General features: G+C 60.6%; 22 protein-coding genes and 1 pseudogene. 9 read left to right on the top strand and 14 right to left on the bottom strand.

The window, feature by feature from the left end; translation table 11 throughout:
• Positions 1-39: 39 nt before the first annotated feature.
• From L9Z73_RS03905 to L9Z73_RS03915, 3 genes and pseudogenes are all read right to left on the bottom strand, one after another.
• Positions 40-597: pseudogene (locus L9Z73_RS03905) on the bottom strand (GTP-binding protein); the annotation flags it as partial.
• 149 nt (positions 598-746) lie between these two features.
• A complete protein-coding gene (locus L9Z73_RS03910) occupies positions 747-944 on the bottom strand; it encodes a YbdD/YjiX family protein (RefSeq protein WP_003176208.1) in 198 nt (65 codons plus the stop codon).
• Positions 945-959: 15 nt separating this feature from the next.
• Positions 960-3,026, bottom strand: a complete 2,067-nt coding sequence (locus tag L9Z73_RS03915) for a carbon starvation CstA family protein (RefSeq protein ID WP_247396563.1) — start codon at positions 3,024-3,026, stop codon at positions 960-962.
• 176 nt (positions 3,027-3,202) lie between these two features.
• Between L9Z73_RS03915 and L9Z73_RS03920 the strand changes: the two genes are divergently transcribed.
• Positions 3,203-3,571, top strand: a complete 369-nt coding sequence (locus L9Z73_RS03920; RefSeq protein WP_247396566.1) for a PilZ domain-containing protein — start codon at positions 3,203-3,205, stop codon at positions 3,569-3,571.
• 28 nt (positions 3,572-3,599) lie between these two features.
• Here L9Z73_RS03920 and radA read toward each other — a convergent pair whose 3' ends face one another.
• From radA to katB, 3 genes are all read right to left on the bottom strand, one after another.
• Positions 3,600-4,967, bottom strand: a complete 1,368-nt coding sequence (gene radA / locus L9Z73_RS03925) for a DNA repair protein RadA (RefSeq protein ID WP_017848272.1) — start codon at positions 4,965-4,967, stop codon at positions 3,600-3,602.
• A gap of 35 nt (positions 4,968-5,002) precedes the next feature.
• Positions 5,003-5,542 (bottom strand): ankyrin repeat domain-containing protein, encoded by a 540-nt coding sequence (locus L9Z73_RS03930; protein WP_247396569.1) that lies wholly within the window; start codon positions 5,540-5,542, stop codon positions 5,003-5,005.
• A gap of 75 nt (positions 5,543-5,617) precedes the next feature.
• Positions 5,618-7,159, bottom strand: coding sequence for a catalase KatB (gene katB, locus L9Z73_RS03935; protein WP_430624274.1), 1,542 nt, complete (start codon positions 7,157-7,159; stop codon positions 5,618-5,620).
• A 287-nt stretch (positions 7,160-7,446) separates the two neighbouring features.
• Between katB and mscL the strand changes: the two genes are divergently transcribed.
• Entirely contained in the window at positions 7,447-7,863 is a 417-nt protein-coding gene (gene mscL, locus L9Z73_RS03940) for a large-conductance mechanosensitive channel protein MscL (protein WP_247396571.1), read from the top strand.
• A gap of 44 nt (positions 7,864-7,907) precedes the next feature.
• Here the strand turns inward: mscL and L9Z73_RS03945 are convergent, their stop codons facing one another.
• A complete protein-coding gene (locus tag L9Z73_RS03945) occupies positions 7,908-8,684 on the bottom strand; it encodes a ferredoxin--NADP reductase (protein WP_247396573.1) in 777 nt (258 codons plus the stop codon).
• A 400-nt stretch (positions 8,685-9,084) separates the two neighbouring features.
• On the opposite strand from L9Z73_RS03945, the gene L9Z73_RS03950 reads away from it, so the two are divergent.
• Together L9Z73_RS03950 and L9Z73_RS03955 are read left to right on the top strand one after the other, a co-directional pair.
• Complete coding sequence (locus L9Z73_RS03950; RefSeq protein WP_247396577.1) at positions 9,085-9,795, top strand: helix-turn-helix transcriptional regulator; 711 nt, start codon at positions 9,085-9,087, stop codon at positions 9,793-9,795.
• Positions 9,796-9,965: 170 nt separating this feature from the next.
• Positions 9,966-11,090, top strand: a complete 1,125-nt coding sequence (locus L9Z73_RS03955) for a methyltransferase (RefSeq protein ID WP_247396580.1) — start codon at positions 9,966-9,968, stop codon at positions 11,088-11,090.
• A 71-nt stretch (positions 11,091-11,161) separates the two neighbouring features.
• Here L9Z73_RS03955 and L9Z73_RS03960 read toward each other — a convergent pair whose 3' ends face one another.
• Genes L9Z73_RS03960 through L9Z73_RS03970 form a run of 3 tightly spaced genes read right to left on the bottom strand, consistent with a single transcriptional unit; the run spans position 11,162 to position 13,790 of the window.
• On the bottom strand, positions 11,162-11,329 hold the full coding sequence (locus L9Z73_RS03960; RefSeq protein ID WP_247396582.1) for a DUF2474 domain-containing protein: 168 nt from the start codon (positions 11,327-11,329) through the stop codon (positions 11,162-11,164).
• A gap of 12 nt (positions 11,330-11,341) precedes the next feature.
• The gene (gene cydB / locus L9Z73_RS03965; RefSeq protein ID WP_247396584.1) at positions 11,342-12,349 is read right to left on the bottom strand and encodes a cytochrome d ubiquinol oxidase subunit II; all 1,008 of its coding nucleotides are present in this window, start codon (positions 12,347-12,349) and stop codon (positions 11,342-11,344) included.
• Between the two features lies 1 nt (position 12,350).
• Positions 12,351-13,790 carry a cytochrome ubiquinol oxidase subunit I gene (locus L9Z73_RS03970; RefSeq protein ID WP_247396586.1) on the bottom strand — a complete coding sequence of 480 codons (1,440 nt, stop codon included), beginning with the start codon at positions 13,788-13,790 and terminating at the stop codon, positions 12,351-12,353.
• A 317-nt stretch (positions 13,791-14,107) separates the two neighbouring features.
• On the opposite strand from L9Z73_RS03970, the gene L9Z73_RS03975 reads away from it, so the two are divergent.
• A complete protein-coding gene (locus L9Z73_RS03975) occupies positions 14,108-15,346 on the top strand; it encodes an MFS transporter (RefSeq protein ID WP_247396588.1) in 1,239 nt (412 codons plus the stop codon).
• Between the two features lie 39 nt (positions 15,347-15,385).
• Here L9Z73_RS03975 and L9Z73_RS03980 read toward each other — a convergent pair whose 3' ends face one another.
• The gene (locus L9Z73_RS03980) at positions 15,386-15,832 is read right to left on the bottom strand and encodes a DUF4879 domain-containing protein (protein ID WP_247396589.1); all 447 of its coding nucleotides are present in this window, start codon (positions 15,830-15,832) and stop codon (positions 15,386-15,388) included.
• 222 nt (positions 15,833-16,054) lie between these two features.
• Here L9Z73_RS03980 and L9Z73_RS03985 point away from each other — a divergent pair, with 222 nt between their 5' ends.
• Positions 16,055-17,350: an NCS2 family permease gene (locus L9Z73_RS03985; protein WP_247396590.1), complete on the top strand. Its 1,296-nt coding sequence runs from the start codon at positions 16,055-16,057 to the stop codon at positions 17,348-17,350.
• Positions 17,347-18,426 (top strand): tRNA (uridine(54)-C5)-methyltransferase TrmA, encoded by a 1,080-nt coding sequence (gene trmA, locus L9Z73_RS03990; RefSeq protein WP_247396592.1) that lies wholly within the window; start codon positions 17,347-17,349, stop codon positions 18,424-18,426. The genes L9Z73_RS03985 and trmA overlap by 4 nt, the downstream gene beginning before the upstream one ends.
• Positions 18,427-18,432: 6 nt before the next feature.
• Here trmA and L9Z73_RS03995 read toward each other — a convergent pair whose 3' ends face one another.
• A complete protein-coding gene (locus tag L9Z73_RS03995; RefSeq protein ID WP_247396595.1) occupies positions 18,433-18,870 on the bottom strand; it encodes a DUF2442 domain-containing protein in 438 nt (145 codons plus the stop codon).
• Complete coding sequence (locus tag L9Z73_RS04000) at positions 18,867-19,295, bottom strand: DUF4160 domain-containing protein (protein ID WP_247396597.1); 429 nt, start codon at positions 19,293-19,295, stop codon at positions 18,867-18,869. Before L9Z73_RS04000 ends, L9Z73_RS03995 begins: the two co-directional genes overlap by 4 nt.
• A gap of 274 nt (positions 19,296-19,569) precedes the next feature.
• On the opposite strand from L9Z73_RS04000, the gene aroQ reads away from it, so the two are divergent.
• Positions 19,570-20,010, top strand: a complete 441-nt coding sequence (aroQ, locus tag L9Z73_RS04005; RefSeq protein ID WP_247396600.1) for a type II 3-dehydroquinate dehydratase — start codon at positions 19,570-19,572, stop codon at positions 20,008-20,010.
• Between the two features lie 5 nt (positions 20,011-20,015).
• Positions 20,016-20,864, top strand: a complete 849-nt coding sequence (locus L9Z73_RS04010; protein WP_247396602.1) for a shikimate dehydrogenase — start codon at positions 20,016-20,018, stop codon at positions 20,862-20,864.
• A gap of 61 nt (positions 20,865-20,925) precedes the next feature.
• Here the strand turns inward: L9Z73_RS04010 and L9Z73_RS04015 are convergent, their stop codons facing one another.
• Positions 20,926-21,591 (bottom strand): TetR/AcrR family transcriptional regulator, encoded by a 666-nt coding sequence (locus L9Z73_RS04015; RefSeq protein WP_247396604.1) that lies wholly within the window; start codon positions 21,589-21,591, stop codon positions 20,926-20,928.
• Between the last annotated feature and the right edge of the window lie 36 nt (positions 21,592-21,627).

Raw genomic sequence — 21,627 nt, forward strand, 5'->3', positions numbered from 1 at the left:
GCAGGCTTTCTTGTGTTTTCTTTACTTCTACTTCGGTCATACGCGAATCGGCGCGCGGCGGTTGATGCGAGTCAGGCGTTGGCTGAGGGCGTCGAAAGTTACGTCGTCCACCAGGTCGCGCTTGCTCACCAGCAGGCGGTCGGCAAACCCGATCTGCGCCTGGGCGATGGTTTGGCTCAGGTGCTGCTCGGCGTGGGCCGCGTCCACCAGGGTGATGATGCCGTCGAGGATGTAGCGCTCGCGCAGCTCTTCATCGATGAAAAAGGTCTGGGCCACGGGGGCCGGGTCGGCCAGGCCGGTGCATTCGATCACCAGGCGGTCGAAGGCGATCTCGCCGCTGTCCAGACGCTCCAGCAGCAGGTACAGGGCTTTGGTCAGGTCGGTGTGGATGGTGCAGCACACGCAGCCGTTGGACAGGGTCATGACTTGCACGGGCTCGGCGCCCAATAGCTGGGTGTCGATACCGGCGTCGCTGAATTCGTTTTCGATCACGGCGATTTTCAAGCCGTGCTCGGCTTTGAGCAGGTGGCGCAGCAACGTGGTCTTGCCGGCGCCGAGGAAGCCACTAAGGACGGTGACGGGGATGGGAGAGGACAAAGAAATTCTCCTTGAAGGAACACAGAAACAAATGTGGGAGGGGGCTTGCCCCCGATAGCAGTGTGTCAGGCACTGGTATGTCACTGACACATCGCTATCGGGGGCAAGCCCCCTCCCACAGTAGATCACCGCCAGCCCGAATTACCGGGTCAGCAGCATTTGGGCCCACCCTTGCCGCCGTAACGGGCTTCCTGGCGTTCCCGGAAGAACGCCTTGTAGTCCATCATCGGTTTGTCCGGGTGTTTGGTTTGCATATGCTCGACGTAAGTGTCGTAGTCGGGCATGCCGACCATCAGGCGCGCGGCCTGACCGAGGTATTTACCGAGGCGACTGATGTCATTGAACATGGCTGCAATCCTCGATCATGCGTCCGGTACGGCCTGGAACGGGGCTTCTTTATCCGTGCGTTCTTTGTTACCCCAGGCGGCAATGCCGACCTTGAGCGCATAGAACAGGATGCTGAAGACCACGAACAGGAACAGCGCCGTCAGCGTTGCGTTGGTGTAGGCATTCCAGATCACATGCTGCATCTGGTCGATACTCTTGGCCGGGGCCAGGATCTGACCGTTGGCCAGCGCATCGCTGTACTTCTTCGCCAGCGACAGGAAGCCGATCGCCGGGTTAGCGTCGAACAGCTTGATGAAGCCCGCGGTGGTGGTGCAGATCAGCAGCCAGACAGCCGGCAGCATGGTCACCCAAATGTAGCGTTGGCGCTTCATTTTGATCAGCACGACAGTCGCCAGCATCAGCGCGATACCTGCCAGCATCTGGTTGGAGATACCGAACAGCGGCCACAAGGTGTTGATGCCGCCCAGTGGGTCGATCACACCTTGATACAGCAGGTAACCCCACATGGCCACGCAACCGGCGGTCGCGATCAGGTTGGCGGTCCAGGACTCGGTACGTTTGAGCGCCGGCACGAAGGAACCCAGCAGGTCTTGCAGCATGAAGCGCCCGGCACGGGTACCGGCGTCGACCGCCGTCAGGATGAACAGCGCTTCGAACAGGATCGCAAAGTGGTACCAGAACGCCATGGTGTTTTCACCTGGCAGGACACTGTGCAGGATCTGCGCGATACCCACAGCGAGCGTCGGCGCACCGCCGGCACGCGCCAGGACGGTGGTTTCGCCGATGTCACGGGCAACGGCCGACAGCGCCTCAGGCGTAATCGCAAAGCCCCAACTGCTGACGGTTTGAGCGACGGTGACCACGTCGGAGCCGACAATCGCCGCAGGGCTGTTCATGGCGAAGTACACGCCAGGCTCGATCACCGAAGCGGCAACCATCGCCATGATGGCCACGAACGACTCCATCAACATGCCGCCATACCCGATGTAACGGGCGTGGCCTTCACTGGCCAGCAACTTCGGCGTGGTGCCCGAAGCGATCAGCGCGTGGAAGCCCGAGACCGCACCGCAGGCAATGGTGATGAACAGGAACGGGAACAGTCCGCCCTTCCACACCGGGCCGGTGCCATCGATGAATTGGGTCAGCGCCGGCATTTTCAGGTCGGGCATGGTCACCAGGATACCGATGGCCAAGGCGACGATGGTGCCGATTTTGAGGAAGGTGGAGAGATAGTCACGCGGTGCCAGGATCAGCCACACCGGCAGTACCGCTGCGACGAAACCGTAGCCGATCAGCATCCAGGTGATCTGGATGCCGGTGAAACTGAACACCTTGGCCCAGGCCGGATCGGCGGCAATCTGCCCGCCCAGCCAGATCGAACCGAGCAGCAACAGCACGCCGACGATCGAAATCTCACCGATGCGGCCCGGGCGGATGTAGCGCATGTAGACGCCCATGAACATCGCGATCGGGATGGTCGCCATCACCGTGAAGATGCCCCACGGGCTCTCGGCCAGGGCCTTGACCACGATCAGCGCCAGCACCGCGAGGATGATGATCATGATCAGGAAGCAGCCGAACAGCGCGATGGTCCCCGGAATGCGGCCCATCTCTTCGCGAACCATATCCCCCAGGGAACGGCCGTTACGACGGGTGGACAGGAACAGGACCATGAAGTCCTGCACCGCACCGGCCAGCACCACCCCGGCGATCAGCCACAGCGTGCCGGGCAGATAACCCATTTGCGCCGCCAGCACCGGGCCGACCAAGGGGCCTGCACCGGCAATCGCCGCAAAGTGGTGACCGAAAAGGATGTGTTTGTTGGTCGGCACGTAGTCCAGACCGTCGTTATTGACCACTGCGGGGGTGGCCCGTCGTGGATCGAGCTGCATCACGTTGTTGGCGATGAACAGACTGTAGTAACGATAGGCGACCAGGTAGATCGCCACTGCAGCGACCACGATCCACAAGGCATTGATCGCTTCGCCGCGGCGCAAGGCCACTACGCCTAGAGCGCACGCACCTACTATGGCCAGTACCAGCCAGGGTAAGTGGCGTAGCAGGCTATTATTATTTTTCATTTTTTTGTATTCCAGCCAGGGTGGACAGAAAGGACAACCAGCTCGAGTTTAGCGCTACTGGCCTTAAAGGCCAGCCCCCTACGTTGGTCTAGAGCCTTCCCACGGCAAAAAAAGCAGAAATAAAGCCTCAATAATGGCGCAAGGCTACAATCCCTTCATCCACAGAGGGTTTCACCATGACCGAACATGCGTCTGATCGCCGTCGTTTTCGCCGGATCGCCTTTGATGCCAAAACCAAACTTCGGCAAAACGGTCAGGAATGGCCGGTGCAGTTGGTGGACTTATCGCTGAAGGGCTTGCTGGTGCTGAGACCGACACCCTGGCTCGGCATCGGCACTGAGTCGTTCCATGTGGATATCCACCTGGACGCCACTACCGATGTGCAGATGCAGGTCAGGCTGACCCACGATCAACCTGGCCAACTGGGGTTTGAGTGCGAGCACATCAGTCTGGAGTCGATCAGCCATTTGCGCCGCTTGGTCGAGTTGAATCTGGGCGATCAGGAAGAACTGGAGCGGCAGCTGGGCGCGTTGCTGGAGCTCTGACCACCTGTGGGAGGGGCGGTGTTGTGGGCTACTCGAAAAGTGCATCCAACGCCTGCTCCAGCCGCGTCACCGCAATCACCTGCAACCCCGGCGGCGCTTCCTTCGGCGCGTTGCCCTTGGGCACGATCGCGCGTTTGAAGCCGTGCTTGGCCGCTTCCTTCAAACGCTCCTGACCACTGGGCACCGGGCGCACTTCGCCCGACAGGCCGACTTCGCCAAACACCAACAGGTCGTGGGGCAGCGGGCGATTGCGCAGGCTGGACATCACCGCCGCCATCAACGCCAGGTCGGACGCGGTCTCCAGCACCTTGACCCCGCCCACCACGTTAAGAAACACGTCCTGGTCATGGGTCGGGATACCGCCGTGCCGATGGAGTACCGCGAGCAGCATCGCCAGGCGGTTCTGGTCCAGGCCCAGGGTCACCCGGCGCGGGTTGGCCAAATGACTGTCGTCCACCAGCGCCTGCACTTCCACCAGCATCGGCCGGGTGCCTTCCCACGTTGCCATCACCACACTGCCTGGGACTTCCTCCTGGGCACGGGTCAGGAAAATCGCCGAGGGGTTGGAAACTTCTTTCAGCCCGCGGTCGGTCATGGCGAATACGCCCAGCTCGTTCACCGCGCCGAAGCGGTTCTTCACGGCCCGCAGCAAGCGTAAACGGCCATCGGATTCGCCCTCGAAATACAGCACGGTGTCGACCATGTGCTCCAACACCCGTGGCCCGGCCAGCGCGCCTTCCTTGGTCACGTGACCGACCAGAAAGATCGCCGTGCCACTCTGTTTGGCATAACGCACCAACAGCGCCGCGCTCTCACGCACCTGGGACACACCGCCCGGGGCCGATTGCAGTTGCTCGGTGAAAATCGTCTGGATCGAGTCGATCACCATGACCTTGGGCTTTTCGATCCGCGCGGTGGCGATGATGCTTTCGATGCAGGTTTCAGTCATCACCCGCAGTTGATCCTGAGGCAGGCCCAGGCGGCGTGCGCGCATGGCCACTTGTTGCTGGGATTCTTCGCCGGTGACGTACAGCGCCGGCATGCGGCTGGCGATGCTGCACAGGGTTTGCAACAGGATGGTCGACTTGCCGATACCGGGGTCGCCGCCGATCAGTACCACCGAGCCGTCCACCAGGCCGCCGCCCAGCACCCGGTCGAGCTCACCGGAGGCGGTGGAGAAACGCGGGACCTCCTCGACGCTGACTTCGGCCAGGGTCTTGATCTGCGCCTGTTGCCCGGTCCAGCCGGCGCGGCCGCTGGGGGCCGCAGCGCCGCCACTTTCGATCATGGTTTCGGTGAGGGTGTTCCACGCCCCGCACTCGGTACACTGGCCGGCCCACTTGGGAAAGGTCGCGCCGCACTCGGTGCAGCCGTACATGCGCTTGGCCTTTGCCATCTGAGAACCTCCAACCGAAAAACCGCGATGATAGCTCAGCGCGGCGCCGGGGTCCGGATTTCACCGCCGGCCAACCGTGAAGCACTGTTGCCGATCGGGTCTTCGGCATTCAGGTCGGCGCCTTTGGCTTTCAACTCGTCGAGCAGTTCGAGGCGCTTGAACAGCCCGGCGTACATGGCGGCGGTCTGCCCGGCGCCGTTGCGTTGGTCGGCGTTGCAGGCGGTGGCCAGCAAGCGCCGGGCGATGTTCAGTTCACCCTTGCAGATCGCGCCCATCAGTGCGGTGTTGCCGCGCTTGTCCTGCACGCAGGCGTCGGCGCCGGCACTGAGCAAGCGCTCCACGAAGGGCCCCTGGCCGTGATACGCGGCGAGGATCAGCGCGGTGTAGCCCTTGTCGTCCTGGGTATTGAGGCTGTAGCCGGCGTCGATAAAGGTGTTGAGCATGTCGAGATCGCCACGGCGAGCGGCGTCGAAATAGTAGTCCTGCAATTGCGCCTTGAGCGCAACCGGGTCCGGGGACTCGGCATGGGCGACGAAGGCCAGCATGGCCATCAGCAGCCCGATGGAAATACGCATGGTCATTCTCCTGCCAGGGGCGAAGCCCCCATTGAAAGCGTCGACGCCCATGTAGGGCGTCGACCGGAACCAACGTCAGTCAGTCAGCTTTTCCGCCAGCGCTTTCACGCGGGCCAGGTCACCCTTGGCGACCTTGGTCACGCCGGTGCCGTATTCCGGGTCGGCTTTATAGAGGAACGACAGGATGATGTGCTTGCTCTCGTCGTCGGTGGTGGCCAAGGAGCCGCCGAAGTTCTCGATCAAGTCCTGACGTTCCTTCTTGCTGTAGGAGCGATACAGATCACCGGCCTGCTTGAAGTTCTGCTCACGCAGGATCTTCGCCTGCTGGGTACTGCCCACCAGCGGCGACTGGCTGTAACGCGCGGTTTGCGGCTCTTCGCGTGGCAGCAGGCGGCTTGGCTGGTAGTTAACACCGGTGGTGGTTTTGCCGAGATTCATCGCACCGTCCTGGTTACCGTTGTTGACGGTGACCCGAGGGGCGTTGATCGGCAGTTGCAGGGCGTTGGCGCCCAGGCGGTACATCTGCGTGTCGGCATAGGAGAACACCCGGCCTTGCAGCAGGCGATCTTCCGACGGTTCGATGCCCGGCACCAGGTTGGCCGGGGCCATGGCTACTTGCTCGGTTTCCTGGAAGACATTGGCCGGGTTGCGGTTCAACACCATCTGCCCGACTTTGCGCTCGGGAACATTGGGCCAGATCTTGGTGGCGTCCAACGGGTCAAAGTCGAACTTGGCCAGTTCCTCAGGCTTGAGCACCTGCACGAACAAGTCCCACTTGGGGAAGTCGCCCTTGTTGATATGCGTGACCAGGTCATTCGTCATATGGCTGTAGTCACGGCCCTGCACCTCAGTGACTTGCTTGGGATCAAGATTCTTGATGCCTTGCAGGCTCTTCCAGTGGAACTTGACGTAATGCACTTCGCCTTTGGCGTTGATCAACTTGTAGGCATGTACGCCATTGCCGTCCATTTCGCGGTAACTGGCCGGCGTGCCGGCGTCGGAGTACAACTCGGTCAGTGTGCGGGTGGCTTCGGGAACATGAGAGAAGAAGTCGAAACGACGCGAGTCATCATCCAGGTTAGTGCGTGGGTCCGGCTTGAAGGCGTGGACCATGTCCGGGAACTTGATGGCATCGCGGATAAAGAACGTCGGGAAGTTGTTGCCGACCAAGTCCCAGTTGCCGTCGGCGGTGTAGAACTTGGTGGCGAAACCGCGAGGGTCGCGCAGGGTTTCCGGGGAATGGTTGCCGTGTACCACCGCCGAGAACCGCACGAATACCGGGGTTGCTTCGCCGGCGGCGAAGACTTTGGCCTTGGTCAGATCGCTGAGGTTATCGGTGACGGTAAACGTGCCGTGGGCGCCGGTACCACGGGCATGTACCACGCGCTCGGGGATGCGTTCGCGGTCAAAGCGTTGCAGTTTCTGAATCAGTTGCACGTCTTGCAGCAGCACCGGGCCGTTGGCGCCAGCAGTTTGCGAGTTCTGGTTGTCGCCGACGATGGCGCCGTTATCGCGGGTCAGGTTGGCGGCGTGCACAGACAGGGAAAGCAGGCTGACGGTCGCCAGCACCAGCGCATGGCGCGCCAGAACGGGCGCGCGGTTCATGGGGTTGTTCATCGAGGTTTCCTCTGGTTTTTTTAATGCACATTCAGTTGTGCTTGCCAGAGGCTAGTGACCCGCGAGTCAGAAGATAAATAGAAAAACACCACCAGGGCGATTGAGAAAATAATCTGGTAACCCACTGAAATTATGGGTAATTCGCGCGCGAGTGATGGCACTTTGAAAACTATTTACGATTTAATGTGTCGATAAAAACCAACAGTGTTAACAGTTGTGTCAGGCAAGCCCGTTACGACTGACTTACACTGAGCTCCACCCTTCTCATCTGTAACAAGGAATAACCTATGGGCGTGATCAGTGAGTTCAAGGCCTTCGCGGTCAAAGGTAATGTGGTCGACATGGCCGTCGGTATTATCATCGGCGCCGCCTTCGGCAAAATTGTTTCATCGTTTGTAGGCGACGTGGTGATGCCACCGATCGGTCTGTTGATCGGCGGTGTCGACTTCGCTGATTTGGCCGTGACGCTCAAGGCTGCCCAGGGCAATGTCCCGGCGGTCGTGCTGGCCTACGGCAAGTTCATCCAGAGCGTGATCGACTTCCTGATCGTCGCGTTTGCGATCTTCATGGGTGTGAAGGCCATCAACCGCCTGAAGCGCGAAGAAGCGGTGGCCCCAAGCCTGCCGCCGACGCCGAGCAAGGAAGAAGTGTTGCTGGGTGAAATCCGTGACCTGCTCAAGGCACAGAACGAAAAGCCGCTGTAAGCCGTATCGATTTGAAAGAAGGCGCCTCCAGGGGCGCCTTTTTGTTACCAGTAGTTTTCCACTGCCACCTGGCCAGGGCGCCGGGACAGGCTCAATTGCATGTCGCGTTGTTTGAGCAATTGGCGGGTGTCGTCGATCATCTGCGGGTTGCCGCAAATCATCACGCGCGAATGCTCCGGGGTCAGCTCGACGCCGGCTGCGCGCTCCAGTTCGCCATTCTCGATCAGGGTGGTAATGCGCCCATGCAGGGCGCCGGGATGCTGCTCGCGGGTGACCAGCGGCAGATAGGTCAGCTTGTGGGCGTACTCGGCCAGGTACTCACGCTGCGCCAGCCCCTGGATAAGCGACTGATAGGCCAGTTCCCTGGCCTCCCGGGCGCTGTACACGAGGATGATGCGCTCGAATTTTTCCCAGACCTCAAAGTCCTGCAGGATCGACAGGAACGGCGCCACCCCGGTGCCGGTGCCCAGCAGCCACAGGTCACGGCCGTCGACAAACCGGTTCAGGGTCAGGAAGCCTGTGGCCTGGCGCTCGACCATCAGCGTATCGCCCACGCGCAAGCGGCTCAGCTCGCTGGTGAACTCGCCGCCGGGCACCACAATCGAGAAGAAATCCAGATACTCATCAAACGGCGACGACACCACAGAGTACGCGCGCCATACCGTGCTGCCATCGGCCTTGGTCACCCCCAGGCGCACGAACTGGCCAGCGGTAAACCGGAAGCCCGGGTCACGGGTGGTGCGCAGGGTGAAGAGGCTGGGCGTCAGCGATTGCACGTCGAGCAGGGTCTGGCGGGTAAATTTCTCAGCACTGGCCGTCATGGGGAGCTCCGTTCTACAGGTGCCCTAGTGTCCCCCAAAGTCACACGCGGAAACACCTACAGTCGGCAGTAGTATCGTTTAGCCACCCAGGGTTTGCGAAAATAGTAGCACTTTGATTTCGCCATTAATCATTTCGCTATTACCCCACGTCGCTCCACTACATTGACACGCAGCGTCTTTGTTAGTTGAGCGTTACAGGCATCACAACCCATTAAAAAATCTGGAAAAAAATACCGGCATTTGAATAGCAAACTAATGCTTGATTGAAAAACTATTAGAACACTCGGTACAAGAGCGAAAATTTCATCTGCAAATGTAACCGATATCCTACACTCCATTCCGTGCACCGTTGGGGGCCAGGACGTACCCAAGTCACAAAAAAATCCATGGAGAGTTACAGATGGTCAACTGGCGCAATACACGACTCCCCAAGCTGGAGGGCGAGGATAAGATCACCAGCGTATTTGAAATGGTCATCAACCAAACATACGAGCTTGGCTTCCAATTTTGTTCCTTTACGATGAGCGCTCAACGACCAATACACCCAAAAAAACCGATTTGCCTAAATAACTATCCAAATGAATGGAACACGCTGTACGACCAGGCCCACTTCTTCGATGTAGACCCGGTTGTCACCCACTGCAAACGTTGCGTACTGCCGATTGTCTGGGAGGAAAAAGTGTTCGGCGCCGCGCCGAACTTATGGGAACTGGCCCAGTCTTCTGGCGTCCATCTGGGTTGGACCCAGTCGGTCCACGACTTCCAGGGGGTGTTCAGCATGCTGACCCTGGGACGCGGTAAGGGTGAGGTCAGCCCGCAGGAGCTGTACGAGAAGGCCGGCCAGGTATTGTGGCTCTGCCATGCCATGCATGCAGTGGTCGCGCAGAAATACGCCGAAAGCCCCGGCGCAGAGACGCCCAACACATTGACCCCACGGGAAACAGAAATCCTCAAATGGTCCGCTCTGGGCAAGACCGCTTCAGACATCGCCCGCATCCTGTGCCTGTCGGAGCGCACGATTGGCTTTCACCTCGCCAGTTGTTTCAGGAAGCTGGGAGTCAACAATAAGATCGCTGCCGTACTCTGCGCCTCGAAGGCGGGTTTGTTTTAACCGGCGCGGAATCACCGCATGTAATCCTTGCGAAAAAAAAGTAACATTTACGGCCAACGCTGAGTGTTGACGCAGCCCCCAAGGTGCCGCCTCGCAGTTCACTCAGACGGTTGCGCCGGTCCCCATGCAACCCGCCGAACACTCATCGACTACCCAGAGCCTCCCCCTCCATGCCCCTGCTTGAAAGCCCGTTCGCCCAGCTCGATCTGATCCGCCAACCCGAGCAGCACAACGATCCGCTGCAAGCGTTCGACGCCGCCGACGAGTACCTGCTCAGCTACCTGGCCGAGCAGCAACCGAACGCCGCGACCCGCGTGCTGGTGCTGAACGACAGCTTTGGCGCATTGGCCGCCAGCCTTGAAGGTCATGTGCAGGTAACGTCCAGCGGCGACTCGTTTCTCGCCGCCCAAGGCCTGGAGAAAAACCTGGTGCGCAACGGCAAGACGTTTGATGCCGTGCCGTTCATGCCTGCCAGCCACGTGCCACGTGGGCCGTTCGACCGGGTACTGATCCGCGTGCCGAAAACCCTGGCGTTGCTCGAAGAACAGTTGATCCGCCTGCAGGGCCAACTGGCGCCGGGCGCTGAAGTCATCGCCGGTGCGATGGTCAAGCATCTGCCACGGGCGGCCGGTGAGTTGCTGGAGCAGTACATCGGGCCGATGCACGCGTCCCTGGCGGTCAAAAAAGCGCGACTGTTGATTGCCACCGCCGGGGATCGCCCGGCCGCCGTCTCGCCCTACCCCACCCGTTACACCCTGGACACACCGGCCATCGCCCTGCTCAACCACGCCAACGTGTTCTGCCGCGAAGGCCTGGACATCGGCACCCGCGCATTCCTCCCGCACTTGCCCACAGGCCTTGGCAGTGCGCGGGTTGCCGACCTGGGTTGCGGCAATGGCGTACTCGCGATTGCCAGCGCCCTGCAGAACCCGGACGCGCACTACACCTTGGTGGACGAGTCCTACATGGCCGTGCAATCGGCCGCCGAGAACTGGCAAGCCGCACTGGGTGATCGCGACGTCATCGTCCGCGCCGACGATGGCCTGGCCGGCCAGGCGCCGCAATCGTTGGAGGTGGTGCTGTGCAATCCACCGTTCCATCAGCAGCAGGTGGTTGGCGACTTCCTCGCCTGGCGCATGTTCCAGCAGGCGCGCGAAGCGCTGGTGGTCGGCGGCGCCCTCTATATAGTCGGCAACCGTCACCTGGGCTATCACAGCAAGTTGGCGCGGCTGTTCCGTGGCGTCGAGCAAGTGGCCGCCACGCCCAAGTTCGTGATTCTCAAAGCGCGCAAATAAAAAAAGACCCCGCTCCTTCCAAAGAAGGGGCAGGGTCAAAAAACCGTGCCGCGAGGCAACGGGATGGGATATCAGTGCGTGGTCAGGCCGGCCGCGCTCATGAACAGGCGCATCAGGCTGGCCACGATGAACAGGGCCAGCACGCTGCCGGTCCAGATCATCGCCAACCAGCCAAGGCGCCGCCACAGCGGCTGTTTCTCGGCCTGTTCAATCTCGTGCAATGAAGGTTTGCCGGACATGAAACGACCCTCCTAGTGATAACCGTCTTCGTGGGTAACCTTGCCGCGGAACACGTAGTAGCTCCAGAAGGTGTAGCCCAGGATGAACGGGATGATGAACAACGTGCCCACCAGCATGAAGCCCTGGCTTTGCGGCGGCGCGGCGGCGTCCCAGATCGACACCGATGGCGGGATGATGTTCGGCCACAGGCTGATACCCAGGCCGCTGTAGCCGAGGAAAATCAGCACCAGCGTCAGCAGGAACGGCGTGTAGTGCGCATTGCGCGCCACGGCGCGGATCAGCCCGTACATGGTCACCAGCACCAGGATTGGCACCGGCAGGAACCAGAACAGGTTCGGCAGGGTGAACCAGCGCGAGGCGATTTCCGGGTGCGACAACGGCGTCCAGATACTCACGATACCGATCACCGCCAGCACCACGAAGGCCAATGGCCGAGCCAGGTCGTGCATCTGCTCCTGCAACTTGCCTTCGGTCTTCATGATCAGCCAGGTGCAACCGAGCAACGCGTAGGCCACGATCAGCGCCACGCCGCAGAACATCGTGAACGGCGTCGCCCAATCGAGTGAACCACCGGCAAACTGGCGATTGACCACCGGGATGCCGTCGATGAACGCACCCAACGCCACGCCCTGGAAGAAGGTGGCCGCCAGCGACCCGCCGATGAACGCCTTGTCCCACAGGTGACGCTTGTGGTCCTTGGCCTTGAAGCGGAACTCGAAGGCTACACCGCGAAAGATCAGCCCGATCAGCATCAGCATCAGCGGCAGGTACAAGGCCGACAGCACCACCGAATAGGCCAGCGGGAAAGCGCCGAACAACGCCGCGCCGCCTAGTACCAGCCAGGTTTCGTTACCGTCCCAGACCGGAGCGACGGTGTTCATCATCACGTCACGGTCAGTCTTACCGGGGATAAACGGAAAGAGGATGCCGATACCCAGGTCGAAGCCGTCCATGACCACGTACATCATGATGCCGAAGATGATGATCACGGCCCAGATCAGCGGAAGATCAATACCCATCTCAATTCCCCTTGTGCTGGATGTCGACGTGATTGTCATCGCTGCCGTCATCGGCCGCCGACAACGGACGCGCCGGTGTGCGTTTCTGGCCTGGGCCACCGTGGGTAGGCTCGATGCCTTCGTGGATCACCGGGCCTTTTCGCACCAGGCGCATCATGTAGCCCAACCCGGCGCCGAACAGCGTGAAGTACACCACCACGAACAGCACCAGGGTGATGCTCATCTGCACCAGGCTATGCCCGGAGGACGCATCCGCCGTGCGCATCAGCCCGTAGACCACCCACGGCTGGCGCCCGATCTCGGTGGTGAACCAGCCGGCGAGAATCGCGATCAGGCCGGACGGGCCCATCCACAACGCCAGGTACAGAAACGGCCTGGACGTGTACATCTTGCCGCCCCGGCGCAGCCAGAGGCTGAACAGGCCGGTGAAGATCATCAGGAAGCCCAGGCCGACCATAACCCGGAACGACCAGAACACGATGGTCGAGTTGGGGCGGTCCTCAGGCGGGAAGTCCTTGAGTGCCGGCACCTGTTTGTCCAGGGAGTGGGTCAGGATCAGGCTGCCGAGATAAGGGATTTCCACCGCGTACTTGGTTTTTTCCGCCTTCATGTCGGGCCAGCCGAACAGGATCAGCGGTGTCGGCTCGTTGCCGATATTTTCCCAGTGGCCTTCAATCGCAGCGATTTTCGCCGGCTGGTGCTGCAGGGTGTTGAGGCCGTGGAAGTCACCGATCACCGCCTGGATAGGCGCGACGATCAGGGCCATCCACATGGCCATCGACAACATCTTGCGGATGGCCGGGTTGTCCTTGCCGCGCAACAAATGCCAGGCCGCAGAGGAACCGACGAAGAACGCCGTCGCCACAAACGCTGCAGTGGCCATGTGCATCAGGCGGTAGGGGAACGAGGGGTTGAAGATCACGGCCAGCCAGTCCGTAGGGATCACGCGGCCGTCGATGATTTCAAAGCCCTGGGGCGTCTGCATCCAGCTGTTGGAGGCGAGAATCCAGAAGGTGGAAATCAGCGTGCCGACGGCCACCATCACGGTCGCGAAGAAGTGCAGCTTGCGCCCCACCTTGTTCCAGCCGAAGAGCATCACGCCGAGGAAACCGGCCTCAAGGAAGAAGGCCGTGAGCACTTCATACGTCAGCAGCGGCCCGGTGACGGAGCCGGCGAAGTCCGAGAAACGGCTCCAGTTGGTGCCGAACTGGTAAGCCATGACCAAGCCGGAGACCACGCCCATGCCGAAGTTGACGGCAAAGATCTTCGACCAGAAATGGTAGAGGTCACGGTAGGTGTCGTTATGGGTCTTGAGCCACAAGCCTTCTAGCACCGCAAGGTAACTCGCCAGGCCGATGGTGATCGCCGGAAACAGGATGTGGAACGAGATGGTGAATGCGAACTGAATTCGGGCGAGATCTAGCGCCTCCAAACCGAACATAAGTCTTCCTCTGTCAGGTAATACCGAATGCTGGCTGGAGGCCGCATCCACTGCCCCCACGGATATGGAGTGTGGCGAATTTCAATTCGTTTCTTTTTTTACCAGCCACGTAGGGAATCAGGCCTTACGGCCGCCAGAACAAATCTTGAAATAGCTTTGATCTGGATCAATCACAGTCAAAAGAGTAGTCCCATTTTAGCGATTGACCTGTGTGGTCTTTTGCCGCGTGACAGCTTGCCTCAGCGCAGTTTTTGCAACTGTTTGTTACAGCTTGATGCTAGTCTCGAATTCCCCTCCCGCTTTGACCCGAACGCCCGATGCCCAGTGAACCCGCGCTGCTGTTACGCCACCACCGCCCTTTCATCGCGTTCTGGCTGGCGCGGATCTTCACCGCCAGCGGCTTCCAAATGCTCACCGTGGCCATCGGCTGGAACCTCTATCAACTGACCGGCAATGTGCTGGACCTGGGCCTGGTCGGTCTGGTGGAGTTCGTCCCCCGCGTGCTGTTCATGCTGCACACCGGGCATGTGGCCGACCGCTATGAGCGGCGCAAGGTGGCGGCCATCTGCCAGACCGTACAGGCGCTGATTGCCTTGTCCCTGGCCATTGGCGGCCTGACCGGCAACGTGACCCGCGAGATGATCTTTATCCTCGCCTTCGTGCTCGGCGCGGCACGCTCCTTTGAAATGCCCACCACTCAAGCGCTGCTCCCAAGCATCGTACCCAGCGCCCTGTTCCCACGGGCCGTGGCCTCATCGCAATCGGCCCAGCAACTGGCAACCATCGTCGCCCCGGCCCTCGGCGGTTTGCTTTACGCGTTTGGCAGCGTGTGGGTGTATGGCCCGACCGTGGTGCTGTACCTCATTGCTTGCGTGCTGACCCTCAACCTGCCCGCCCGCCAGACCCCGCTCAATAAAGCCAAGGCCACGATGGACTCGCTGCTGGCCGGGATTCGCTTTATTCGCAGCCGCCCGGACATCCTCGGGGCAATTTCCCTCGACCTGTTCGCCGTGTTGCTCGGCGGTGCTACCGCGTTGCTGCCGGTGTTCGCCAAGGACATCCTGCTGACCGGCGCCTGGGGCCTGGGCCTGTTGCGTTCGGCGCCGGCAGTCGGCGCGTTGTTGATGTCGTTGTGGCTGGCGCGCTTTTCGGTCGACCGGCACGTGGGCCGCGTGATGTTTACCGCCGTCGGTGTGTTCGGCGTGGCGACCATCGCCTTCGGCCTGTCCACCTCGTTCTGGTTTTCCCTGGCTGTGCTGGTGGTGCTGGGCGCGGCGGACATGATCAGCATGGTGATCCGCGCCTCTTTCGTGCAGTTGGAGACACCGGACGACATGCGCGGGCGGGTCAGTGCGGTCAACGGCCTGTTTATTGGCGCGTCGAATCAACTGGGCGAGTTCGAGTCCGGGATCACCGCCCACTGGTTCGGCACCGTGCCCGCCGTGGTCATGGGCGGGATCGGCACGCTGCTGGTGACCGGGGCGTGGATCAAACTGTTCCCGACCCTGGCCAACCGCGACCGCATGCACGTGCCAGTGGACGAAAGCAACGTCTGAACCTCACCGCCGGATATCCGTGGCGTTCAAGGCCATTGATCAGCGGATATTGAGCTGGGTTTTCAGGGTATTTCGCGGCGCGTTGATCGACGTGTTGCTGTATTCGAACCAGCCTGGGGCGGCGACGTTCAGGTCGAACACATAGATGTAGCCCATCAGCGTGCCCGCGCCAGCGCAGGCCTGGCTGACGCTACCGACCTGGCACACCGCAGTGCGTTGCCCGCTGAGTTCGGCGCCATTGAAACGGCCCATCGGGTTGTTGCCCAGGCCGACTTCCATCACCGACACCTGGGTGGGCCCACGGTGCGTACACATCTGCGTGCTCTGCGAGCGCTCCGGAATCGTTTCCACACACCTCGCCGACTCGACCTTGAACACCCGCACCTCGCTCAAGGCCGGTGCAGTCGCGCCCCACGCCGGTGCCGCGCCTAGCCAAAAGCTGATACAAGCGATCAGAGCTAGACTCCACGCGTTGGCTATTTTCATGCTGTCGATGACCCTGAATTAAACGTCGGCGCAGTATGCCTCAAGGCCATGATTCACAGCCATGCGTCACAAAGCCAACCCCGTGCGCCACACGGGCCCGGCTGCTGGTATGATGCGCCGCTTTTTCCGATCCTCTCTGAAGCCACAGGCGCTTGGCGCAATTTGTGCTTTGACTTAGAGGTCAACAAATCACGACGCAACATAGCGTCACAGGGAGCAGGCATGCTGGAAAAGCTGTTTCAACTCAAAGCACACAACACGAACGTGCGCACCGAGATCCTCGCGGGCATCACGACATTCCTGGCCATGGCCTACATTTTGTTCGTGAACCCGAGCATCCTCGGCGAGACCGGCATGGACAAGGGCGCAGTGTTTGTCGCGACCTGCCTGGCCGCGGCCATCGGTTCGACCGTGATGGGCTTGATCGCCAACTACCCGATCGCGCTGGCGCCGGGCATGGGCCTCAACGCCTTCTTTACCTACACCGTGGTCCTGCACATGGGCCATACCTGGCAAGTAGCGCTGGGGGCGGTGTTCATTTCGGCGGTGCTGTTCTTCATTCTGTCGATCTTCCGCATCCGTGAATGGATCATCAACAGCATCCCCCTGCCCCTGCGCTCGGCGATTGCTGCCGGTATCGGCCTGTTCCTGGCGCTGATCGCCCTGCACAACGCCGGAATCGTGGTCGGCAACCCTAATACCCTGGTGGGCTTGGGCGACCTGACAAAACCGGCGCCTATCCTGGCCATCCTGGGCTTCATGCTGATCGTTGCGCTGGAAGCCCTGGCGGTACGAGGCGCGGTATTGATCGGCATCCTGGCCGTGACCATCGTGTCCATCCTGCTAGGCGTCACTGAGTTCGGCGGCGTGATGTCCATGCCACCGTCCCTGGCCCCGACCTTCCTGCAATTGGATATCAAAGGCGCGTTGGACATCGGCCTGGTCAGCGTGATCTTCGCGTTCCTGTTCGTCGACCTGTTCGACAACTCCGGCACCCTGATCGGCGTGGCCAAGCGCGCCGGGCTGATGAGCAAGGATGGCCACATGCCGAAAATGGGCCGTGCGCTGATCGCCGACAGCACCGCCGCCATGGCCGGTTCGCTGCTGGGCACCTCGACCACCACCAGCTACATCGAATCCGCAGCCGGCGTGAGTGCCGGTGGCCGCACCGGTTTGACCGCTGTCGTGGTCGCGATCCTGTTCCTGCTGGCGCTGTTCTTCTCGCCACTGGCCTCCAGCGTACCGGCCTTCGCCACCGCGCCTGCGTTGCTGTTCGTCGCGGTACTGATGACCTCGGGCCTGGCGGAAATCGACTGGGATGACATTACTGTTGCAGCGCCGGTGGTGATCACCGCCCTGGCGATGCCCTTCACTTACTCCATCGCCAACGGCATCGCCTTCGGTTTCATCGCCTGGACCGCCATCAAGCTGCTTTCGGGCCGCTACCGTGAGCTGAACCCGGCACTGGTGATTCTGTCGATTCTGTTTGTGATCAAGCTGGGCTGGTTCAACGCATGACTTTTGACGCCACACGCTACACCGCTCAACTGCAAGACAAGGTCACGCGCTTGCGTGACCTGCTGGCACCGTTTGACGCACCCGAGCCCCAGGTCTTCGACTCGCCCCTGCAGAACTTCCGCCTGCGCGCGGAGTTCCGCCTGTGGCGCGAAGGAGGGGAACGCCACTACGCGATGTTCTCCCAGGACGACAAGCGCACGCCGATCCTGATCGACGAGTTCCCCATCGCCAGCCAGCGCATCAACCAGTTGATGCCGCAGCTCAAGGCCGCCTGGCAAGCCAGCGCCGCCCTGAGCCATAAGCTGTTCCAGGTGGAGTTCCTGACCACCCTGGCTGGCGACGCGATGATCACCCTGTGCTATCACCGCCCGCTGGACGAGCACTGGCACACCGCCGCGAACCAGCTTGCGGCCGACTTGAACGTGAGCATCATCGGCCGCTCCAAGGGCAAGCGCGATGTGATCGGCCACGACTATGTGGTGGAAAAACTCGACGTCGGTGGCCGTACCTTCAGCTACCGTCAACCCGAAGGCGCCTTCACCCAGCCCAACGGCACGGTGAACCAGAAGATGCTCAACTGGGCATACGAAGCACTCGGCGATCGCCCGGATGATCTGCTGGAGCTGTACTGCGGCAACGGCAACTTCACCCTGCCGCTGGCGACCCGCGTGCGCAACGTGCTCGCCACCGAGATCAGCAAGACCTCGGTGAATGCCGCCTTGAGCAACCTCGATGAAAACGCGGTGGATAACGTCACCCTGGTGCGCCTCTCCGCCGAAGAACTCACCGAAGCGCTCAATGAAGTGCGTCCGTTCCGCCGCCTGCACGGCATCGACCTGAAAAGCTACGCGTTCGGCAGCGTCTTCGTCGACCCGCCGCGTGCCGGCATGGACCCGGACACCTGCGAATTGACCCGACGCTTCGACAACATCCTCTATATCTCCTGCAACCCGGAAACCCTGGCGGCGAACATTGCGCAACTACATGACACGCACCGGATCACCCAATGCGCGTTATTCGACCAGTTCCCGTGGACGCACCATATGGAGTCCGGGGTGCTGTTGACCCGTCGATAACCCCCCTCACGGTTCCTTGCGTGGCCGACCGCCCTTCTTGCCATTGGCTCGGGCGGCGGCGGATTTGGCCGCGCTGCTTTTACGGCCGTTGTGCGACGCCACCAGGTTCACGGCCAACTCCATCAAGGGTTGGCTGGTCGCAATCAGGCCAGTAATGGAAACCTGCAGGTCGCGGGCTTCACAGCACAGCGCCTTGCCGCCAAAACCGACCTCCAGTTGCTGAAAGTCCTGCGCGGAAAACCCTTCGAACTCCGGGAGACCGACCACCGGTAACAGGATGCGACTGCCGTCGCTGAAGCCGATGGAGATGCAGTCATCCTCGTAACGCACCGAGCAAGCATTGGCGTACAAACGCTTCAGTTTGCGCCCCCGCACTATGGCCTTATCGATATCGGCCTCAGTGATCGGTACATCGGGCAAGGTTTTGGCTTTTACGATTTTCATAGATCAATCTCCACACAATCTGGCGCCCTGACCAGATTCAAAAGGGTTCGCTGCCTCGCCACATCGTGCCGGGCGTTTGCAATCACATACACACCACGCCGAATGATCAACCCCGGCAACACCTCATCGGCGTCCCAATCCCAGGAATGGTTCTCCAGGCAAACCGTCTGCAGTTTTTCCCACCAGATCCGTCGTACACGAGCCAGGACGTGCCGCTGCATTAACGCCTGGCGAATGCCTTCCAGAATCCCACGGGGTGGCCGCCGCCGTTCGGGGTCTACATCCCAAAGCTCCACTCGCCCATCCAGAAAGCTGAAACGAAAGCGCGCATCCCATTGCTTGCCCCTGACATGTACGTGAGGCGGGCAATGCTCATCCCTGAGAAACACCGAAATCACATGTCCTTTGTAAGTGCCTACTTTCATCGTAACCCATCCGTTAGGTTATTTTCCGCCGAGTAACACTTTTCCACGCGTCACCCGACAACCGGCTCCTTGATCAGGGCGTGTTTTCACAGCGTAGTAACGACGGGCAAACCGTCGAATACGGTCTTGTAACTACTCATGGCGGTACCTGGAAATGCCGGGGCTCACTGATTAACGGTTCGATAATCGAACACATCTACCGCCATCGATTGACCAAATTAACTATCCAGTACATTTTATCCCCACAACGAACAATAACTGTGGAGACCCCCTTATGCCGCCCATCGTGCTGGTGCTTAACGGCCCCAACCTCAACCTGCTCGGCACCCGTGAGCCTGCCACCTATGGCCACGAAACCCTGGCCGACATCGCCGCACTGTGTGGCCGCAGTGCCGAGCAACTGGGGCTGACCATCGAATTTCGCCAAACCAACCACGAAGGCGAATTACTCGACTGGATTCACGGCGCCCGCGCCCGCTGCTCCGGTATCGTGATCAACCCGGCGGCCTGGACCCACACCTCGGTGGCGATTCGCGATGCGCTGGTGGCCAGTGAAGTGCCGGTGATCGAGGTGCATTTATCCAACGTGCATGCGCGCGAGGCGTTTCGTCATCACTCGTTCGTGTCGCCCATCGCCAAGGCGGTACTCGCCGGGTTTGGCAGCCATGGCTATCACCTGGCCCTGGAACATTTCAGCCGCACGGTGAAAGGATGAGCCCGATGAAACCGCGCATCCTCGCCGGCCTGATCGGCGCCGGCATCCAGGCCTCCCGCACGCCCGCCCTGCATGAACAGGAAGGTGACGCCCAAGGCCTGCGCTACTTGTATCGCCTGATCGACCTGGAACCGCTGCACCTGGACATCAATGCCCTGCCCGACCTCCTGCAGGCCGCCGAGCAGATGAACTTCACCGGGTTGAACATTACTTACCCGTGCAAGCAGGCGATCCTGCCTTTACTCGATGAATTGTCCGACGAGGCCCGGGGCATTGGCGCGGTCAACACCGTGGTGTTCAAGGATGGCAAACGCATCGGCCATAACACTGACTGCCTGGGGTTTGCCGAAGGCTTTCGCCGTAACCTGAATGACGTGGCACGCCAACGCGTGGTGCAGATGGGCGCCGGGGGTGCCGGCGCGGCTGTGGCTCATGCGCTGCTGGCAGAGGGCGTTGAACGCTTGAGCATTTTCGACGTGGACGCCAGCCGCGCCCGCGACCTGGTGGATAACCTCGCCCGGCGTTTCGGTAACGGGCGCGCCCAGGTTGGCAACGATCTGGAAAACGCCATGGCCGAGGCCGACGGCCTGGTGAACACCACGCCGATGGGCATGGCCAAGCTGCCGGGCATGCCGGTGCCCGCCGCGCTGTTACGCGCTGAACTGTGGGTCGCGGAAATCGTGTATTTCCCCCTGGAAACCGAACTGCTGCGTAACGCCCACGCCTTGGGATGTCGCACCCTGAATGGCGGCAACATGGCGGTGTTTCAAGCGGTGAAAGCGTTTGAATTGTTCAGTGGCCTGGTGCCGGATGCACACCGGATGTTGGCGCACTTCCAGAGCATGAATACCTGACGGCCAAAACCGCATCCAAATGTGGGAGCGAGCTCCCTCCCACATTGAGTCCGCGCCAGCCTCAGGCCTGCAGGTAACGCAACACCGACTCACAAATCATCTCGCGATGCCGCTGTTTAACCGCCTCATCCGACAGGTCGGTCTGAAAAATCTCACTGAACGTATGGCGGTTGGATACGCGGTAAAAACAGAATGAGTTGATCAGCAGGTGAACGTCCAGCGGCACCAGCCCCGCACGGAACAGCCCCATCTCGGCGCCACGGCGCAAGGTCGTGCCCAACGCATCCAGAATGTTGCTGTTCATCGCCTTGATCGAATCGGAGCGCTTCACGTACTCGGCATTGTGGATATTTTCGATGCTGACGATACGCACGAAATCCACGTTCTGGTCGTGGTGATCGAAGGTGAACTCCACCAACCGACGGATCGCTTCGCGCGGTTCCAGGGCCGTGAGGTTCATGCGTGTTTCAGTGTTGCGGATATCGCCGTAGAGCTTCTCCAGCACCTCGACGTACAACTGCTCCTTGCTGCCGAAGTAGTAATAGATCATGCGTTTCGAGGTGTGGATACGCTCGGCGATCGCATCCACGCGAGCGCCGGAGAGACCCTGCTGAACAAACTCGACAATGGCTTCTTGCAGTATGTTTTCGCGGGTCTTTTCCGGGTTGTTCTTACGACTCTTGCGCGGTGCGTCTGACACTGCGGAGAGATCGGGAGTCAAGGTCATGGTGCGCTCACGGCCGGTTTTTATTGTGCAGGCCGC

The sequence above is a fragment of the Pseudomonas emilianonis genome (assembly GCF_023072625.1).
Classification (GTDB): Bacteria; Pseudomonadota; Gammaproteobacteria; order Pseudomonadales; family Pseudomonadaceae; genus Aquipseudomonas; species Aquipseudomonas paraveronii.

Excerpts from the sequence above, each read along its gene's own strand:
- L9Z73_RS03970 (WP_247396586.1), bottom strand. The coding sequence starts at position 13,790 with ATGTTCGGTTTGGAGGCGCTAGATCTCGCCCGAATTCAGTTCGCATTC.
- L9Z73_RS03975 (WP_247396588.1), top strand. The coding sequence starts at position 14,108 with ATGCCCAGTGAACCCGCGCTGCTGTTACGCCACCACCGCCCTTTCATC.
- L9Z73_RS03980 (WP_247396589.1), bottom strand. The coding sequence starts at position 15,832 with ATGAAAATAGCCAACGCGTGGAGTCTAGCTCTGATCGCTTGTATCAGC.
- L9Z73_RS03945 (WP_247396573.1), bottom strand. The coding sequence starts at position 8,684 with ATGACGGCCAGTGCTGAGAAATTTACCCGCCAGACCCTGCTCGACGTG.
- L9Z73_RS03960 (WP_247396582.1), bottom strand. The coding sequence starts at position 11,329 with ATGTCCGGCAAACCTTCATTGCACGAGATTGAACAGGCCGAGAAACAG.
- L9Z73_RS04010 (WP_247396602.1), top strand. The coding sequence starts at position 20,016 with ATGAAACCGCGCATCCTCGCCGGCCTGATCGGCGCCGGCATCCAGGCC.
- L9Z73_RS04015 (WP_247396604.1), bottom strand. The coding sequence starts at position 21,591 with ATGACCTTGACTCCCGATCTCTCCGCAGTGTCAGACGCACCGCGCAAG.
- radA (WP_017848272.1), bottom strand. The coding sequence starts at position 4,967 with ATGGCAAAGGCCAAGCGCATGTACGGCTGCACCGAGTGCGGCGCGACC.
- trmA (WP_247396592.1), top strand. The coding sequence starts at position 17,347 with ATGACTTTTGACGCCACACGCTACACCGCTCAACTGCAAGACAAGGTC.
- L9Z73_RS03995 (WP_247396595.1), bottom strand. The coding sequence starts at position 18,870 with ATGAAAATCGTAAAAGCCAAAACCTTGCCCGATGTACCGATCACTGAG.
- L9Z73_RS03985 (WP_247396590.1), top strand. The coding sequence starts at position 16,055 with ATGCTGGAAAAGCTGTTTCAACTCAAAGCACACAACACGAACGTGCGC.
- L9Z73_RS03930 (WP_247396569.1), bottom strand. The coding sequence starts at position 5,542 with ATGCGTATTTCCATCGGGCTGCTGATGGCCATGCTGGCCTTCGTCGCC.
- L9Z73_RS03910 (WP_003176208.1), bottom strand. The coding sequence starts at position 944 with ATGTTCAATGACATCAGTCGCCTCGGTAAATACCTCGGTCAGGCCGCG.
- aroQ (WP_247396600.1), top strand. The coding sequence starts at position 19,570 with ATGCCGCCCATCGTGCTGGTGCTTAACGGCCCCAACCTCAACCTGCTC.
- L9Z73_RS03950 (WP_247396577.1), top strand. The coding sequence starts at position 9,085 with ATGGTCAACTGGCGCAATACACGACTCCCCAAGCTGGAGGGCGAGGAT.
- katB (WP_430624274.1), bottom strand. The coding sequence starts at position 7,159 with ATGAACAACCCCATGAACCGCGCGCCCGTTCTGGCGCGCCATGCGCTG.
- cydB (WP_247396584.1), bottom strand. The coding sequence starts at position 12,349 with ATGGGTATTGATCTTCCGCTGATCTGGGCCGTGATCATCATCTTCGGC.
- L9Z73_RS03955 (WP_247396580.1), top strand. The coding sequence starts at position 9,966 with ATGCCCCTGCTTGAAAGCCCGTTCGCCCAGCTCGATCTGATCCGCCAA.
- mscL (WP_247396571.1), top strand. The coding sequence starts at position 7,447 with ATGGGCGTGATCAGTGAGTTCAAGGCCTTCGCGGTCAAAGGTAATGTG.
- L9Z73_RS03915 (WP_247396563.1), bottom strand. The coding sequence starts at position 3,026 with ATGAAAAATAATAATAGCCTGCTACGCCACTTACCCTGGCTGGTACTG.
- L9Z73_RS04000 (WP_247396597.1), bottom strand. The coding sequence starts at position 19,295 with ATGAAAGTAGGCACTTACAAAGGACATGTGATTTCGGTGTTTCTCAGG.
- L9Z73_RS03920 (WP_247396566.1), top strand. The coding sequence starts at position 3,203 with ATGACCGAACATGCGTCTGATCGCCGTCGTTTTCGCCGGATCGCCTTT.